This is a genomic window from Acidobacterium sp. FHG110202_01 (genome assembly GCF_059115305.1).
This window is the reverse complement of the sequence record NZ_JBZYWJ010000003.1, coordinates 168,445-184,265: the sequence shown is the minus strand read 5'-3', so window position 1 is coordinate 184,265 and position 15,821 is coordinate 168,445. Positions and strand designations below refer to the sequence as shown.

Annotated in this window: 11 protein-coding genes; 6 read left to right on the top strand and 5 right to left on the bottom strand. The window is 55.0% G+C overall.

Annotated elements, in window-relative coordinates; genetic code table 11:
• Positions 1-96 precede the first annotated feature (96 nt).
• Positions 97-2,091: a serine hydrolase domain-containing protein gene (locus AC5S16_RS07065; RefSeq protein WP_493929337.1), complete on the bottom strand. Its 1,995-nt coding sequence runs from the start codon at positions 2,089-2,091 to the stop codon at positions 97-99.
• Between the two features lie 146 nt (positions 2,092-2,237).
• Here AC5S16_RS07065 and AC5S16_RS07060 point away from each other — a divergent pair, with 146 nt between their 5' ends.
• Positions 2,238-3,053 (top strand): rhomboid family intramembrane serine protease, encoded by an 816-nt coding sequence (locus tag AC5S16_RS07060; RefSeq protein WP_493929336.1) that lies wholly within the window; start codon positions 2,238-2,240, stop codon positions 3,051-3,053.
• A gap of 299 nt (positions 3,054-3,352) precedes the next feature.
• Entirely contained in the window at positions 3,353-4,009 is a 657-nt protein-coding gene (locus tag AC5S16_RS07055; protein WP_493929335.1) for a hypothetical protein, read from the top strand.
• Positions 4,010-4,157: 148 nt separating this feature from the next.
• Here AC5S16_RS07055 and AC5S16_RS07050 read toward each other — a convergent pair whose 3' ends face one another.
• From AC5S16_RS07050 to gyrB, 3 genes are all read right to left on the bottom strand, one after another.
• Positions 4,158-4,832 carry a hypothetical protein gene (locus tag AC5S16_RS07050; protein WP_493929334.1) on the bottom strand — a complete coding sequence of 225 codons (675 nt, stop codon included), beginning with the start codon at positions 4,830-4,832 and terminating at the stop codon, positions 4,158-4,160.
• 80 nt (positions 4,833-4,912) lie between these two features.
• Positions 4,913-6,397 carry an alpha-L-fucosidase gene (locus AC5S16_RS07045; RefSeq protein ID WP_493929333.1) on the bottom strand — a complete coding sequence of 495 codons (1,485 nt, stop codon included), beginning with the start codon at positions 6,395-6,397 and terminating at the stop codon, positions 4,913-4,915.
• 232 nt (positions 6,398-6,629) lie between these two features.
• Positions 6,630-9,278 carry a DNA topoisomerase (ATP-hydrolyzing) subunit B gene (gyrB, locus tag AC5S16_RS07040; protein WP_493929332.1) on the bottom strand — a complete coding sequence of 883 codons (2,649 nt, stop codon included), beginning with the start codon at positions 9,276-9,278 and terminating at the stop codon, positions 6,630-6,632.
• A 376-nt stretch (positions 9,279-9,654) separates the two neighbouring features.
• On the opposite strand from gyrB, the gene AC5S16_RS07035 reads away from it, so the two are divergent.
• Complete coding sequence (locus AC5S16_RS07035) at positions 9,655-10,434, top strand: hypothetical protein (protein WP_493929331.1); 780 nt, start codon at positions 9,655-9,657, stop codon at positions 10,432-10,434.
• A 278-nt stretch (positions 10,435-10,712) separates the two neighbouring features.
• On the opposite strand, the gene AC5S16_RS07030 is transcribed toward AC5S16_RS07035, so the two are convergent.
• Entirely contained in the window at positions 10,713-11,606 is an 894-nt protein-coding gene (locus tag AC5S16_RS07030; RefSeq protein ID WP_493929330.1) for an ornithine cyclodeaminase family protein, read from the bottom strand.
• A 214-nt stretch (positions 11,607-11,820) separates the two neighbouring features.
• Here AC5S16_RS07030 and AC5S16_RS07025 point away from each other — a divergent pair, with 214 nt between their 5' ends.
• The 3 genes from AC5S16_RS07025 to AC5S16_RS07015 all read left to right on the top strand — a co-directional run bounded on the left by AC5S16_RS07025 (position 11,821) and on the right by AC5S16_RS07015 (position 15,786).
• Entirely contained in the window at positions 11,821-12,315 is a 495-nt protein-coding gene (locus AC5S16_RS07025) for an Hsp20/alpha crystallin family protein (RefSeq protein ID WP_493929329.1), read from the top strand.
• A 124-nt stretch (positions 12,316-12,439) separates the two neighbouring features.
• A complete protein-coding gene (clpB, locus tag AC5S16_RS07020; protein WP_493929328.1) occupies positions 12,440-15,094 on the top strand; it encodes an ATP-dependent chaperone ClpB in 2,655 nt (884 codons plus the stop codon).
• Between the two features lie 140 nt (positions 15,095-15,234).
• On the top strand, positions 15,235-15,786 hold the full coding sequence (locus tag AC5S16_RS07015) for a glutathione peroxidase (protein ID WP_493929327.1): 552 nt from the start codon (positions 15,235-15,237) through the stop codon (positions 15,784-15,786).
• The last annotated feature ends 35 nt before the right edge of the window (positions 15,787-15,821 follow it).

Sequence of the window (15,821 nt, the reverse complement as noted above, 5' to 3'; positions counted from 1 at the left end):
ACCTATACTGCTTCTGACGTAATAACCCGCAAGCAAGATGCTGGGTCATCTTCAGAGATAAGACGCGACCGGCCCGGAAAAGTTCACGAAAACATTTCAGTAGCGGGTTGCTGGTCCGGTCAGGTTGTAGTGGATTGCAAGCCAGCTCAAGACCGCACAGGTCAGGGCCACCAGCGAGAACTTTACCTTGGTGATTCTGCGCAGCTCTTTCCATTTCCAGATACTCAGTCCGGAAATAACGGAGAAAAGGCTCAGGATGATGGCGAGAAATATAACGGCGTTGACCAAGTGAAAATATTTGTCCCAGGCGCTGGTCGGCGGGAGCAGGTCATCTCCCGCACCGGCAAAGAAGATAAAGATGGCAAGAAGCATTACGACCCAAAACCACGCCGCAAGACGCGAGGTAAGGTGCAGCCGGATAGTTCCCGGCCCGGGTTCGGGACGCGGGCGTTTCCGCAAGAAAATGCGCTGGAAGAGGCGGATGAGCGAAGCCAGGACTACCGCGGCCAGGATGGCAAGGCTGCCCCCGGCGAGGGGCAACACGAACCTGCTGTTTTCATGCCACGGCACGCGCTGTGACTGGATACCGGGAAAATCGTATGCCAGGCGGATGATGCGGCCCTGTCCGTCGCGGATGGTGAATAGGCGGCGCTGGCCGTCGATCTCCTGCCAGAGGTCTTTGCCGATGGGCTTCCATTTGACGGTGTGGTCGCGCAGGTCTTTTATATCGGTAATTCTGAGGACTCCGTCTTTGTCGACGGTGGCGCGCCGTTGAGAAAACAGGTTGCCGAGAGCGAGCATGGTGCTGTCGGCGCGGCGGGTGGTCTGGTAGGTCCCTTCGATGGCGGTCAGATCGCTGTGCGGGAGGGTCAGGAATATCTGCTTGTTGTCGCCTGGATAGTAGCGGTCGGTGAACATGTTGATGATCTCAGGTCTGGGCTTATCGCCTCCACCGGCGGAGTTGTAGGAGACGAAGAGGATCAGTTTTTTGCTCGGTTCGAGGAAGAAGAGGCTGTGGAAGGCGATCAGGTCACCTTCGTGACCGATCCAGCGCAGCTGGTTCCTCCATGTCTGATAAAAGCCCATGCAGATGGGCGGCATCTGGTCGTTGGCGCGGAATTGCGGCATCCACATAGCGGCCAGCGTTTCAGGCCTGAGGATACGCTTGCCGTCAAGCTCACCTCCATTAAGCAATGCTGTGCCGAAGCGGCCCATATCCGAAGCGGTAGATGAGAGTGCACCAGCTCCGGCAGGATGAACAATTTCAAAGCCAACAGGAGGCTTTTCGGTGTTGCCGTGGTAGCCGGTGGAGGGCAATTTGGCGAGCGTGTCGCGCGGCGGCTGGTAAAAGGTGGAGTGCGTCATGCCCAGCGGAGCGAAGATGTGTTCGGCAACATACTGCTCATAGGGCTTACCGCTCACGCGCTGGACAATGTAGCTGGCCAAGCCTACTCCGTAATTCGAATATGCGGGGATGATGCCGGGAGGATACATGCGTCGGGGCTGGTTCTCGACCAGAAACTGTCGCAGAGGGATGTCCTTCTTCGAGTTGATCACGATGAGGTCGCGGTCTTCTTCCTCAAAGCCGCCGGTATGCGTCATGAGGTTGCGCAGGGTGATGGACTTGCCGAAGGCCGGACGAATCTGGAAATCGAGATAGTGGTTGATGTCGGTATCGATGTCGAGCTTGCCCTGCTCCTGAAGCTGCATGATGGAGACCCAGGTAAAGAGCTTGGAGATGGAGGCGAGGCGGAAGATGGATGTTTCCGGATCGACAGGTTTCTTGGTCTTGAGGTCGGCGTAGCCGTAGCCTTTTTTGAGGAGCACGTTGCCGTCTTTCATCACAAGAACGGATGCGCCGGCAATGTCAGACCTTTCGAGTTGCAGGGGGATGATGCCGTCGAAGAAGGCTTCAAGGTCGGAGGCTTCGAGAGCATGCGCGGCTGAAAGGATAGTAGGTGGTGGTTGATTTCCGTCTGGTTGAGGGTGCGGAGAGGGCATTTGAGGAACGGGAGAAGGCTGTGTATGAGCGTGGGCCGACAGGCCGATGAAAACAGTCATGGATAAGACAACTGCTTGAAACAGTCGCATGCGGTCTCCGGAATGGTAGTCGGACAAGTGCCGACCATTCTACGGCAAAAACTAGAGCTGAATTCAGTTAAAACGCAGCCTCGGTCCGCTGTCCGCAAGACGAGATTCCCGCTTCCTGAGACAATATTTCTATTCGTATGCCTCGTATGCCACGCACTGCCGGAATCCTGAATTTTCCCGACTTCCGCGGCTTCACGCGCAACCTTATCCTTTGGAACCTGGGTACCTTCTTTGTGCTTCTGGTGCTGGGCTGGGTTGCTGCTCCGGTTGCTGTCCAGGTCATTCGCATCGCAGCGCTGATTCCCCCTTATTTCCTACATGGATACCTCTGGCAGATCATTACCTACTGCTTTGTCCATCAGGGAATCCTGGGCACGGCGCTTGAATTGCTGTCGCTATGGTTCCTGGGTAGCTTTCTTGAGGCGAATCATGGGCCACGCTGGCTGGCAGAGCTGTTCTTTATCAGCGTGATTGGCGCAGGAATTGCTGCCATTGGTCTCAGCCTGGTAATGCGCGCCGATGGCTTTTCCGCATATGCCATCACAGGCTGCTTCGGCGGCATCTTTGGCCTTCTCGTGGCTTTTGGTGTTCTCTATGGCGACCTGGAGTTCATGCTCTTTCCACTACCCATGACAATGAAGGCGAAATACCTCGTCATCGTCTATATGCTGATCGCCGTCGCCATGCTATTTTCTTCAAACCGCGTATATGCGCTTGCGCAGCTCGGCGGCGCGCTTGCCGGCTACCTCTACATCAAGGCCGCTCCACGCCGGGGATATGCGTTTGCCGCGAGCGAAAGCTACTTCGGGCTGCGCAACAGCTACTATCGCTGGAAACGACGCCGTGCCGCGAAGAAGTTCGAAGTCTATATGCGCAAGCAGAACCTCGATGCACACTTCGACAAAGAAGGTCGCTACATAGGCAACGAAAAGGACTCAAATGACCGCCGCCGCATGAACTAGGACTGGCCCCTTCGGCTTCGCTCAGGGCAGGTTCTAGGCACTCTCGTGCTCTGCGCGCCATTTTGCTGCTGCTGACTGGCTCGATTTACTTTTCGTTCCCTTTGGTCGTGGCTTGGTCAGATCCCCTAGGTGGAATTAGTGACGACGCATCGCCTCAGCCGTCAGAATGATAAGTTATAGAAGTGCCTTTTGCCGCTGCCCGAGCGACTAACGGGAGCGGGAAGGAAGTTGAAACGACAGGCCTGAGCAAGAATGGCGCGCGTCCGCCTGGATGGCCAGTCCATGAGGTTTGAAATAGCGTGATTTTTAGCACCCGTTTTCTGCGCGTTTTGTTTGCGTATTCCGTTTGCTTTTTTGCTTTCACATCCATACACGCACAAGTGCAGGCTACTGCGCCGGTAAGTGTGCTGCCACAGTATGAGCAGCGCTGGGATTTGTATGGCGGATTTGCTGCTTCGCACTTCAACCCCGGACAGGGCCGCGGCGTGTCAGCCATCTGGGTGAAGGGTTGGACAGGCGATGCGACGGCGTGGTTCAAGCAGCTATTCGGACTTGAGTTTTCCATACGTGGTTATTATGGGACCATCATTGTGCCGACGAATGCGTATAACATCACCACGTCGAACATGTCTGAGCACCTGTTCTTGGTGGGCCCTAATTTCCGGGTAATCCGGAGAGAAAACTATACAGTCGGCACTCATGTGCTGATCGGAGCAGCCGACGGATCCTTTGATCAAGGTTTTAAGAATTCCGGTGTGCAGCCGAATCAGGTTGGTATCTATAACAACAAGGTGGCTTTCGGGATGGCGGTGGGCACGTGGGCTGACTATAACCTGACGCCGAACTGGTCCGTGCGCGCCGTCGCCGACTGGCAGCCCACGCACTATGGCTTTATTACTCAGAATGAGTTTGCCGGCAGCGCGGGGATTGTCTACAAGTTCGGGAAGCTGCGGTAGAAGCTGGGTCTTCTCAGCCTGTATTCACCGGGTTGAAGAGATTTCTGGCTGCCAAACCGGTGCAGAAAACTGACTTATCCGTTTGTAGATCTCCAGTTCAAGCCCGAGGTGTATGTCTTGGCATGCAGTCGGGTTTAATCGCTACGTGCTATTTTGAGGCGGGACCGAGAGAATTGAGTTTTTGTTCGCAACCCTCGATCAGTCTGGGGTCGGCATCGTCGCGATGCGCGTTGATGAACTTTTGCAGGGCAGTACGATACTCCTCGATAAAGGCCGAATTGTCCGGGCTCACCTCGAGTTGGGCTGCGGCCTTCTCGACGGGTTGAAAATCCAATGCGATCAGACGTTCCTTTCCATACTGCGATTCATCACTCATGATGACGAAGTTGCGCTCAAAGCCCGGGACGTACTTTATGATGAAGGCCTGCCCCTCGGGTGGGATTAGTATTTGATTGCGAACCGGGTAGATGCTCGCTGACATATCATCGACTTTCGTGGCCATGTCGCCGGCGGCGGTCTTCAACACCACGTCATATTCCCAGACATAGTGTTCGTTCAGCATATTGTTTGTTTGCGAGGAGTGGACGATGACCGCGCTGCCGCGTACCCCAGCTGCATTAAGAAGCAGTGCATTCACAATGTGACCGGTGAAGGCATTGATTCCGCCAAAGAAGAAGCCGGCGATAAACAGCATGCCCCAGGCGGGCTGCTTTCGCCATGCTGCAATCGCTCCACCAAGCATGCCGAACAAAAGAGCCAACGCCAGCATGGGCAGAAAGGTGTAATGCGCGAAGAAGTATGTGATGGCGGAGAGGATGTACATTTGACCACCAGCATCTCACATAAATTTTCACGAGTACTGTTCCCTCAGGGAACTCAAGACTTCGCATTACATACGGAGCCTTATTGCTTTGCGAGAAAAAGACCGAATTCAGAGAGTGCAATACATACGGGTGACGACGTAACGCGTAGTCGAAGACGGCGTGCCGTTATCGACTCTTTTAATTGAATGAGCTTACAGGATCCAATGCTTGTATCCTGTGCTATTTCTGACCAGCTGCCGTTCTGCCATGTATCGAGCGCGAATGCCTCAATACGTTGGCCTAGCTGGATGGCCTCGCGAAGACGAATTATATTGAAGGCCTGCTCCGTGCGCAGATCTACAACCAGTTCAGGAGTTCTTACCGCATCGTCGGTAGCCCAATAGGATTGCCTGTTGGAATTCAGTAGATTCTGTGGCCCATAGATGTGTTTGCTTCCTCGCACATTGGAGGCATGCAAACGCGCATCTACGGCTAAGTTGTTATCGAATGTCTGATGCCAAAGCTGATGGAAGCCGTTGAGGGAAGCTATGTCCTCTTCAGCTAGAACGCCGCGCCGATCTGGAGGAACATTCAGGAGAAAGCTTGCGCCGCGGCCGACAGAATCAAAATACAAATCCATCAATTGCTGCGGTGTTTTGACGCGAGAGTTCTCCGCTTCATGCCAGAACCAGCCGGGACGAATCGATACATCGCACTCCGCTGGCATCCAGGAAGAACCGTTGCGCGTGCCAACCGTCGACTCCTGGGATCGAACATCTCCAGGCGATGCTGGGCCGCCATTTTCACCAACAGGACTGTAGGTTGCCCAACATGTTTTTCCGGCGTGGCCGCCCTCATTGCCTGCCCACCGAACATCTGGCCCCACATCGCTGAAGATCACCGCTTCAGGCTGTAGTTTTCGAATTATTTCCCATGTTTGCTGCCAGCCATAGTAGGAGTGTTTGTCGATGATTCGTTTTTCTCGAGCGCCACCATAATACCCATCACCGCCATTTGCACCATCGAACCAGATTTCAAATACAGGACCATAGCCGGTCAATAGTTCGGTGATCTGTTGGCGATAGATGGAAATGTATTCCGGTTTGCCATAATTCGCATTGCTCCTGTCCCAGGGAGAGACGTAGACTCCGAACTTTAGTCCGTGCCGGCGTGCTGCATCTGATATCTCGCGAACAACGTCGCCCTTTCCATCCTTCCACGGGCTGTTACGAATACAGTGCTCCGTCGTTTTCGTAGGCCACAGGCAAAAACCATCATGGTGCTTGCAGGTCAGGATAATGCCTTTCATGCCCCCGGCCTTCAAAGCGCCGATAATCGCATCTGGATCGAAAGCTGTTGGACGAAAAATTGCCGGATCTTCATCTCCATAGCCCCATTCCTTGTTGGAGAAGGTATTCACTGTGAAATGGAGGAAGCTATATGTTTCCATCTCGTGCCATGCAAGCTGGCGTGCGGATGGCAGAACTCCATAAGGGGCGGGAGGGGTTGTTTTTTCTGCGTAAAGAAGTCCGCTGCCGAGCGATACAGCGGAAGAAACCAAAAAACTGCGTCGAGTAACAGCCATTCCCGATCCTTAAGATGTGCCTATTTACTAATAGGAATTAGTAAGAAACAAAAGTCAAATATCCCTCAAAGGCCAGCTCGATGAAGGAACTTGAAGCGCTCGTCATCGGGCAGATAGTGAGTTGACGCAGATCGATCCAGTTTCTGCTCGGAACACATCCATGCAGACCATCGACGGATACTCGGGTGCAGGCAGCATCTGGGTATCCGCGATGACGATGATTTTTTTCCCGCTAAATGTCGAGATTCTTGACGTCGAGCGCATTGTCTTCGATGAACTTACGGCGCGCTTCCACGTCTTCTCCCATCAGGGTGGTGAAGATGGTTTCTGTCTCCGCGATGTCTTCGAGCTTCACCTTGAGCAACGTACGGCGCTCGGGGTCCATCGTGGTTTCCCAAAGCTGGGTTGAGGTCATCTCGCCCAGGCCTTTGTAGCGCTGGACCTGATAGTCGCGGCGACCCTGCTCGATGACGTACTCGAAGAGCTCGTGCGGCGTCTGCTTTTCGACCGGATCGTGCGAGGCGCGGCCGGCTCGCTTCGGCGCGGGCTTGCCGGCTTCGACTTCGCCGGTTGTCTCGCTCTCGGTCTCTTCCGCATCAGATTCAGGAGTAGCGGCGGTCTTGCTGGCATATTCGATGAGGAACGGCGGCTCGATCGCGTCCTTGATCTGCGCGTACTTTGCCAGCATCTGGCGTGTCTCGGGGGCAGATGCGAAGGTCCAGTCAAGCTTACGCTCGGCGCCTTGGGCGTCATGGAAGACAAGCGACCAGGTCTGATGCTCTTCATCGTAGACAGGCTTGTCGAGCGACTTGAACTGGTGCTTCTTTTCAATTTTCTTCAGTTCGTTGTAGAGATCGTTCAGCTTTGCCGGGACGGACTTTGCATCGCCTTCAAAGTCGGCGCGCTTCACCGGTTCCTTGCCTTCGTGTGCAAAGAGCTTCGCGAAGAGGCCGGTGACTTCATCGTTGCGCAGGCGCTTGTTTACCTTATCGAAGAAGCCGAGGTACTCATTAAGCTGGCCCATGAACTTGGTCAGCGCCGCGCCTTCGAGCTTGGTGGCGTTCTCGCCGTGGCGAACGATCATACCATCGGAGGCGCGCTTTACCATGACCTTGACGAACTCGCGGTCGTCCTTGATGTACTGCTCGAATTTGCCCTTCTTGATGCGATAGAGTGGCGGCTGCGCAATGTAGACGTGTCCACGCTTGATGAGGTCGTTCATGTGGCGGAAGAAGAAAGTCAGCAGCAGCGTACGGATGTGTGAACCGTCGACATCGGCGTCGGTCATGAGGATGATCTTGCCGTAGCGCAGCTTGGTCGCGTCGAAGTCGTCCTTGCCGATGCCGGTGCCGAGCGCGGTGATCATGGCGCGGATTTCTTCATGGCCCAGCATCTTGTCGTAGCGGGCCTTTTCCACGTTGAGTATCTTGCCTTTGAGGGGCAGGATGGCCTGGAAGCGGCGGTCGCGTCCCTGCTTGGCGGTTCCGCCTGCCGACTCGCCCTCGACGAGATAAAGCTCACAACGCTCCGGCTGACGCTCGCTGCAATCGGCGAGCTTGCCAGGCAGACCGCCTGAATCGAGAGCTCCCTTGCGGCGGGTCAGATCTCGGGCCTTGCGCGCAGCTTCGCGGGCGCGCGCGGCATCGATAGCCTTGTTGATGATCTTGCGGGCGACGGGTGGGTTCTGCTCGAGGAACATGCCCAGGCGCTCATTGACGAGGGCCTGCACGGTTCCGGCAATGTCGGAGTTCAGCTTGCCCTTGGTCTGGCCTTCAAACTGCGGCTGCGGCAGCTTCACGCTGATGACGGCAACCAGGCCTTCACGCACGTCGTCGCCGGAAAGGTTCTCCTTCACATCCTTGAAGAGGCCCATCTGCTGGCCGATGGCATTGATGGTGCGCGTAAGCGCGGTACGGAAGCCGGAGAGGTGCGTGCCGCCGTCTGCGGTATTGATATTGTTGGCAAAGGTGAAGATGGTCTCTGAGTAGCCGTCGTTGTACTGGAGGGCGATCTCCATGTCGACGTTGTCGCGCATGGCTTCCATCACGATGGGCTTTTCGTGCAGCACCTGCTTGCCCTTGTTGAGGTGCTTGATGAATTCGGCGATGCCGCCGACATACTTGAACTCAGTACGCTTGGCTTCGCCCGTCTTCGGATCGGTTACGCGCTCATCGACCAGCGTGATCTCAAGCCCCTTGTTCAGGAAGGCGAGCTCGCGCAGGCGCTGGGCCAGCGTGTCGTAGTTGTATTCCGTGGCGGTGAAGATGGTCTTGTCGGGCAGGAAGTGGACTTTCGTGCCACGCTTTTTGGACGTGCCCGTCTGGCGCAGCTTCGATACGGGATTACCACGCTCATAGTCCTGCTCGTAGGTATGGTTGTCGCGCCAGATTTCGACGTCGAATTCTTCGCTCAATGCATTGACGCAGGAAACACCGACGCCATGGAGTCCGCCAGAAACCTTGTAGGTAGAGGAGTCGAACTTACCGCCCGCGTGCAGCTTGGTCAGGACCACCTGCACGGCCGGCATCTTTTCGCCGTTGTCGAGGGTTTTTTCGTCGACAGGAATGCCGCGGCCATCGTCGATGACAGTGATGGAGTTGTCGACGTGGATGACCACGTCGATCTTGGTCGCAAATCCAGCCAGAGCCTCGTCCACCGAGTTGTCGACAACCTCATAGACCAGGTGATGCAACCCCATCTCGCCAGTCGAACCGATGTACATGGCAGGACGCAGTCGCACAGCTTCCAGTCCTTCGAGAACCTTGATGTTCTCGCTGGTGTATGCCTGGCCGTTGTTTTGCTTTCGGCTACCCTTTTCCGGGGCAGGCTTTTCTAATTCGTCAAGGGAAGTTGTTGAAACGGCAAGCTCTTTAGTGGACATGGAACTCCGGTAAAGCAGGCTTTTCATCGCGCCGGGCCAGACCGGCCCAAATTTGGATTAACAGATTGAAAGCGAAGAGGTTTCTGCTTTGAATCTCTTAACAATTATAGCATGCTGGAAGGTGAAAAGCAGGGGGCTGAACTGCGCACAATCAAGGCGTAAAACAAGCTGAGGAAAATGCAGGATAAGTAGAAAGTAACAAGGGCGATATTACTACTGATTATAAAAGTGTATTGATACAACGAAATATGTCGATCTACTCTCATAAGAGTAAGTATCTGCTCCATACTGAAACATGGCTCCCCCAGCACATGTATATATGCCTGGCTTTCTTGAACCATTCCTCTGGCTCGTAGCACTGCTGAGTTTCTGGCGGATGAAGGATCGTGCCCGTTTTTGGGCCTTTGGAATCTTCCTTGCGATCCGCGCAGTCGCCGCTTTTGGGCTGGCCAGTCTTTCGCTCGCCGAGAAGGCGGTTGCTCTGAACAGCAGCACTGCGGAAGGCATTTCTTTTTATTTCGGCTGGATTAGCTATCTGATAAGCTTCATTGCTCTTTTCTTTTCCCTGCAGGAGATTTTCCGCTGCGTTATCTCTCCCTTGCCGGGACTTGTCCGGCTGGGCAGCCTCTGTTTTCGATGGGCCGCGCTGGTGGCGCTGCTCGTTGCCTGCGCTTCTCTTCTGCCATCTCTGCTGAGGCCTCCACATGACGGACATACAGCCTTTGTATTCGTGCAGATCTCCTCGGGGCTTTGCGTGCTTGAACTGTGTCTGGTCGCATTTCTGATGATCGCTCTTCGTGCGCTGGGCCATCCGGCGCGCAGCCAGGTATTCGGTATCTGCATTGGATTGGTCATCATGGGCATGGGAGATATGGTGTCGCTTTCCGCGGAACCAGCAACAGGACACCATTGGCTTAGCGGCATCTCCGAAATGGCAACCTTCCTCTGCCTGCTGGTATGGATGCTCTATTTTGTTCTTGCTGAGTCGCAGAAACAGCCCGCTACCGTTCCCGTTGCCGCGCTGATGCACTGGAACGATCTGGCGCTTGCCATAGGGCAGGAAACGAAAGAACCAGCACGGACGCAGAGTGGCTTCCTGCACGATGTGGAGCATCTGGTTGACCGGGTCCTCGCCAAGAACGCGGCCAGAAACTAGCAGCGCGCTTCACTTTCCATGCGGAGATATACGCCAGGGGATTCCCACAAGCCGGCAGAGCCATTGTGGCCGGCACCAGGCGGGAACATGGGGGAACTCTTCAATATCGATGGCCTGCCAGAGAAAACCTCCGATCAGGAAGAGCGCCAAGACAAGAAAACCAACGAGAATTCCAGCGTGTACATGCATGGATCGTCCCTATTTTTATTCAGTTTTTTGAGAGCTCTAGAAAGATAGGGCAGCAACAGAAAGTCCAACATTAACGATCAATCAGCAATTCACTGCATGGCCGAATAAACCAGCTTTGCGGCGGCCAGGTCTTCGGCTCCGATCCCCAGCGCCTTATATACAATCCTTTTTCCTGAAGGAACTGACGCTTTGCCTGCCAGCAATTCTCCAAGTTCGGCATAGATCGGAGCGCCTGAACCTGCAATATCACCGGATTCCCGCAGGGCCGCTTCTTTCGACTCGACGAAAATTACAGCATCCATGGCTTCATCGTCAAGCTCACGCCGGTTTAAACCAACGGTAGCGACGGCATTTACATAGGTCTCTGCGCCCAGCCAGCAGCCCTTGACCAGCGGCTCACTTACATGGGCCACGCTTACGACAACATCTGCTCCCCGTATGGACTCTTCGAGGCTTTCAACTGACTGCGCGCCGAATTCCTGGGCAACAATCTGCGCGTTTTTGGGCGTTCGTCCCCAGACGCGGATCTCCTCAAACTGCCGCACCAGCCTGAGCGCGTGAAGATGCGCCCGTGCCTGCACTCCTGTGCCGAGGATAGTCAGCATGCGCACATCGGGCTTCGACAGAAGGCGCGTAGCCACAGCGGAGACGGCTGCGGTGCGCATCTCGGTAATGAGCCTTCCGTCCATCGACACCAGAGGCTCGCCTGTCCTTGCTGAAAAGAGCTGGATGATTGCCTGGTGCGTAGGCAGTCCGAGCCTGCTGTTCTCTTCATAAACGGTGACGAGTTTGATGCCCATGACGTCGTTGTCCACGGTGGGCATCAGCCCCCACAGGCCGTTGTGTTCCGGGACGCGCAACACGGAGCGCACAGGCTGCTGCACTTGGCCCAAGGAGAAGCGAATGAGCGCCGCTTCCATGGCAGGAATCAGGTCTTCATAACGAAGCAGTGGACGGATCTCTTCTTCGCTGAGGTGAACCATCGTGAAACGATGATAACGGATCGGAGGGATAGAAGTGTCCGATTGGCACCTTTTTGCAGAGTATAAATCATTCTGAATGAATGAGTTATTAGCATTAACGTGATTAGCGTCACAATCTGATAATATTACACTCATATTTTATGAATCAATTATGCTATAGTCGTTATCAGATGAAGTGCAAGGCCGGAAATCTGGCCTCACTTTGGAGGAATTTATGGCTATCACTCGTTGGGACCCATTTCGCGACGTATTTGCTCTTCAGCACCGTTTGGACTCATTCTTCGATGACTTCACCCGCGGCCAGGGCGAGCAGGATACCCTAACGACCGCTGCCTTCGTCCCGCCGGTCGACATCTATGAGGACGACCAGAAAGTGGTCCTCAAGCTGGAGGTTCCGGGCCTGAAGCAGGACGAACTCGACATTCGCGTGGAAAACAACACGCTGTCCATTCGCGGGGAGCGCAAGTTCGAAAAGGAAGAGAAGCAGGAAAACTTCCACCGCATCGAGCGTCGCTACGGCAGCTTCTATCGCGCCTTTACTGTGCCCACCACCGTTGACACGGACACGGTACAGGCCAGCTATGATGCCGGCGTGCTGAAAATCGAAATGCACAAGAAGGCCGAAGCCAAGCCAAAGCAGATCAAGGTTGCCGTAGGCACGGCCAGGCCCATCGAAGCGGGTAAGACTGAAACCAAAACTGCTGCGTAAGAAATAAGCCTGACTTGTGTAAGTGGGCATTTGCCCTTTTCGCGGAAGAGAGTCAAAATTGGCTTTCTTCCGCGTTTCTTCATCTGAGAACTAAGAACAAATCACTAAGAACTGAGAACAAATTATGGCAATCCGTTGGGACAAATTCACAGTGAAATCGCAGGAAGCGGTGCAGGCGGCGAGTTCGCTTGCCACCGAAAACGGTAATCCGGAGCTGCTGCCGCTGCACCTGCTCGCCGCCCTGCTCGATGACAAGGAAGGCATCATCGTCCCGGTGCTCGAAAAAGTGGGCGTGCCCACATCGCAGCTTCTGCTCAAGGCACAGGACGCCATCAGCAAGCTGCCGAAGGTTTCCGGGGGAGACGCGCAGCCTGGCATGTCGAGCGCCATGCAGAAGGTTCTTGAGCAATCGTTCAAGGAAGCTGACAACTTCAAAGACGAATACGTCTCGACCGAGCATCTGTTGCTGGCCCTTGCCCAGCAGAAGAATGACGGAGCGCAATTGCTGCTGGCCTCGTTCGGTGCGACATATGACGCCATCCTCAAGAGCCTGACCTCCGTGCGCGGCAACCAGCGCGTCACCGACCAGACCCCTGAGGCGAAATACCAGGCGCTTGAAAAATATGCCAAAGACCTGACCGAGCTCGCCCGCCGCGGCAAGCTTGACCCTGTCATTGGCCGCGATGAAGAGATTCGCCGCGTGATCCAGGTGCTCTCACGCCGCACAAAAAATAATCCCGTGCTCATTGGCGAGCCCGGTGTGGGCAAGACAGCCATTGTGGAAGGTCTTGCGCGCCGCATCGTTTCCGGCGATGTGCCCGAGATTCTGCGCAACAAGCGCGTCATCTCGCTCGATTTGGGATCGATGCTTGCCGGCGCAAAATATCGTGGCGAATTTGAAGACCGCCTGAAGGCCGTGCTCAAGGAAATTGAGGAATCGAATGGCCAGATTGTCCTCTTTATCGACGAGCTGCACACGCTTGTAGGCGCTGGCGCTGCAGAGGGCGCAATCGATGCTTCGAACATGCTCAAGCCGGCGCTGGCTCGCGGTGAGCTGCGAGCTATCGGCGCAACCACGCTGAACGAGTACCGCAAGTACATCGAAAAAGACGCCGCGCTCGAGCGCCGTTTCCAGATTGTCTATGTTGGTGAGCCGAGCGTCGAAGATACGATCGCCATTTTGCGCGGTCTGAAGGAGCGCTATGAGGCGCACCACAATGTGCGTATCAAGGACTCGGCCATCGTAGCCGCCGCCGAGCTCTCGCATCGCTATATCTCTGACCGCTTTCTGCCCGACAAGGCTATCGACCTGGTCGATGAAGCGGCAGCGTCACTGGCGATCCAGATCGGCTCTGTGCCAACTGAGATTGATCAGCTGGAACGCGAAGCGACTTCGCTCGAAATCGAGAAAGCTGCGCTCAAGCGCGAGAGCGATGAGAACTCGCAGAAGCGCCTTGAAGAGGTAGAACGCGAGTTGGCGGCCCTGCGTGAGAAGGCCACTGGCCTGCGTGCGCGCTGGCAAAAAGAGCGCGAAGCCATCACCAATCTCGCTGAGCTGAAAAAGAAGGTCGAAGCGCTGCGCTTTGAAGCTGAAGAGCAGACACGCCAGGGCAATCTCGAACGAGCGGCGCAGATTCAGTATGGCGAGCTGCCCAAGCTTGAAGCTGAGTTGAAAAAGCTGAATGCCGCGCAGGACGGGAACGCATCCGCCCACCGCATGCTGAAGGAAGAAGTCGATGAGGAGGACATCGCTGGCATCGTTTCGAAGTGGACGGGAATTCCTGTCTCGAAGATGCTCGAAGGGGAAATCAAGAAGCTTGTTCAGATGGAAGACCGCCTGCGCGAACGCGTAGTTGGACAGGACGAAGCTCTGTCCACCGTCGCTAACGCTATTCGCCGCTCACGCGCCGGGCTGAGCGATCCGAAACGGCCCATTGGCAGCTTCATTTTTCTTGGACAAACAGGCGTAGGAAAAACCGAGACAGCGCGCGCTCTCGCTGAGTTTCTTTTTGATGACGAGCAGGCGATGATTCGTATCGACATGTCAGAGTACATGGAGAGACATGCCGTCGCACGCCTGATTGGCGCGCCTCCGGGCTACATCGGCTTTGACGAAGGCGGTCAGCTGACCGAAGCTGTCCGTCGCCGTCCATACTCGGTCGTGCTCTTCGACGAGATCGAAAAGGCGCATCCGGATGTCTTCAATGTACTTCTGCAGGTGCTTGATGACGGTCGTCTCACCGACTCGAAGGGCCGCACGGTTGACTTCAAGAACACGGTGCTGATTATGACTTCGAACCTGGGCGCATTTGCTCTGAACGCAGAATCGCTCTCAAGCGAAGTGGCATTCGAGAAGGCGCGCCAGCAGGTGCTCGATGTGCTGCGGCAGAGCTTCCGGCCCGAGTTCCTGAACCGCATCGATGACATTGTCATCTTCCGCCCGCTGGGTGAAGATCAACTGACGCACATCATCGATCTGCGGCTCGCCGACCTCAAGAAGCTGCTGTCTGACCGCAAAATCGAGATCACGCTCACTGACGCGGCCAGACGCATGCTCTTCACGCAAGGTTACGATCGCGCTTATGGCGCGCGTCCGCTGAAACGCGTAATCCAGAAGCTGATCCAGGATCCGCTGGCGATGAAGATTCTCGACGGTGAGATTCTGCACGGTGATGAAGTGAAGATCGATGCTGACCCGCGCAGCAACAAGCTGACCTTCGATGTGACCAGCCGTGCCGGCATCCCGCTTGAGAGCCATGTAGCTATTGGACGGGCTTAAATCGACTGCCTCCGGCGGGTCCTGCGTGCTTGCCGGACGGGCCTAAGCAAAAAAGGAGAGGAGCTTTTGCTCCTCTCCTTTTTGGGGTTTTCACCTTTATTCACGCCGCATTCGTCCGACGCAGCATACAATCTGGGTTTATGAGCACACCCATTCAGAACATCCCAGTACGCCGCATTACTGGAGAGGAAACCACTCTTGCTGAGTTTCATGGCAATGTCCTTCTTGTCGTCAATGTGGCTTCGAAGTGTGGCCTCACGCCACAGTACGATGGACTTCAAAACCTCTATCGCCTTTATCGTGATCGCGGCTTTGTGATCGCCGGATTTCCTTCGAATGATTTCGCAGGACAGGAGCCGGGAACGAATGAGGAAATCCAGAGCTTCTGCTCACTGAATTACAGCGTTGACTTTCCGCTCTTTGAAAAGATCGCTGTCGTTGGAGAAGATAAGCATCCGCTCTACCAGGCATTGATTGAAGAGCAGCCTGAAGCTGTGAGCACATCAGAAGTGCCGTTTACTGAAGACCTGATACGTTTCGGTGTCCAGCCCAACTCTCCGCCAGAGATCCTGTGGAACTTCGAGAAATTTATTGTCGGACGAGATGGAAAAGTGGCGGCGCGCTTCGCCCCAAATACCAAACCCGATGATCCTGCGCTTGTCAGTGCTGTCGAAGCAGAATTAACCAAGTAATATTGGAATTCCATCCTGTCGCAAAAACTACGCAA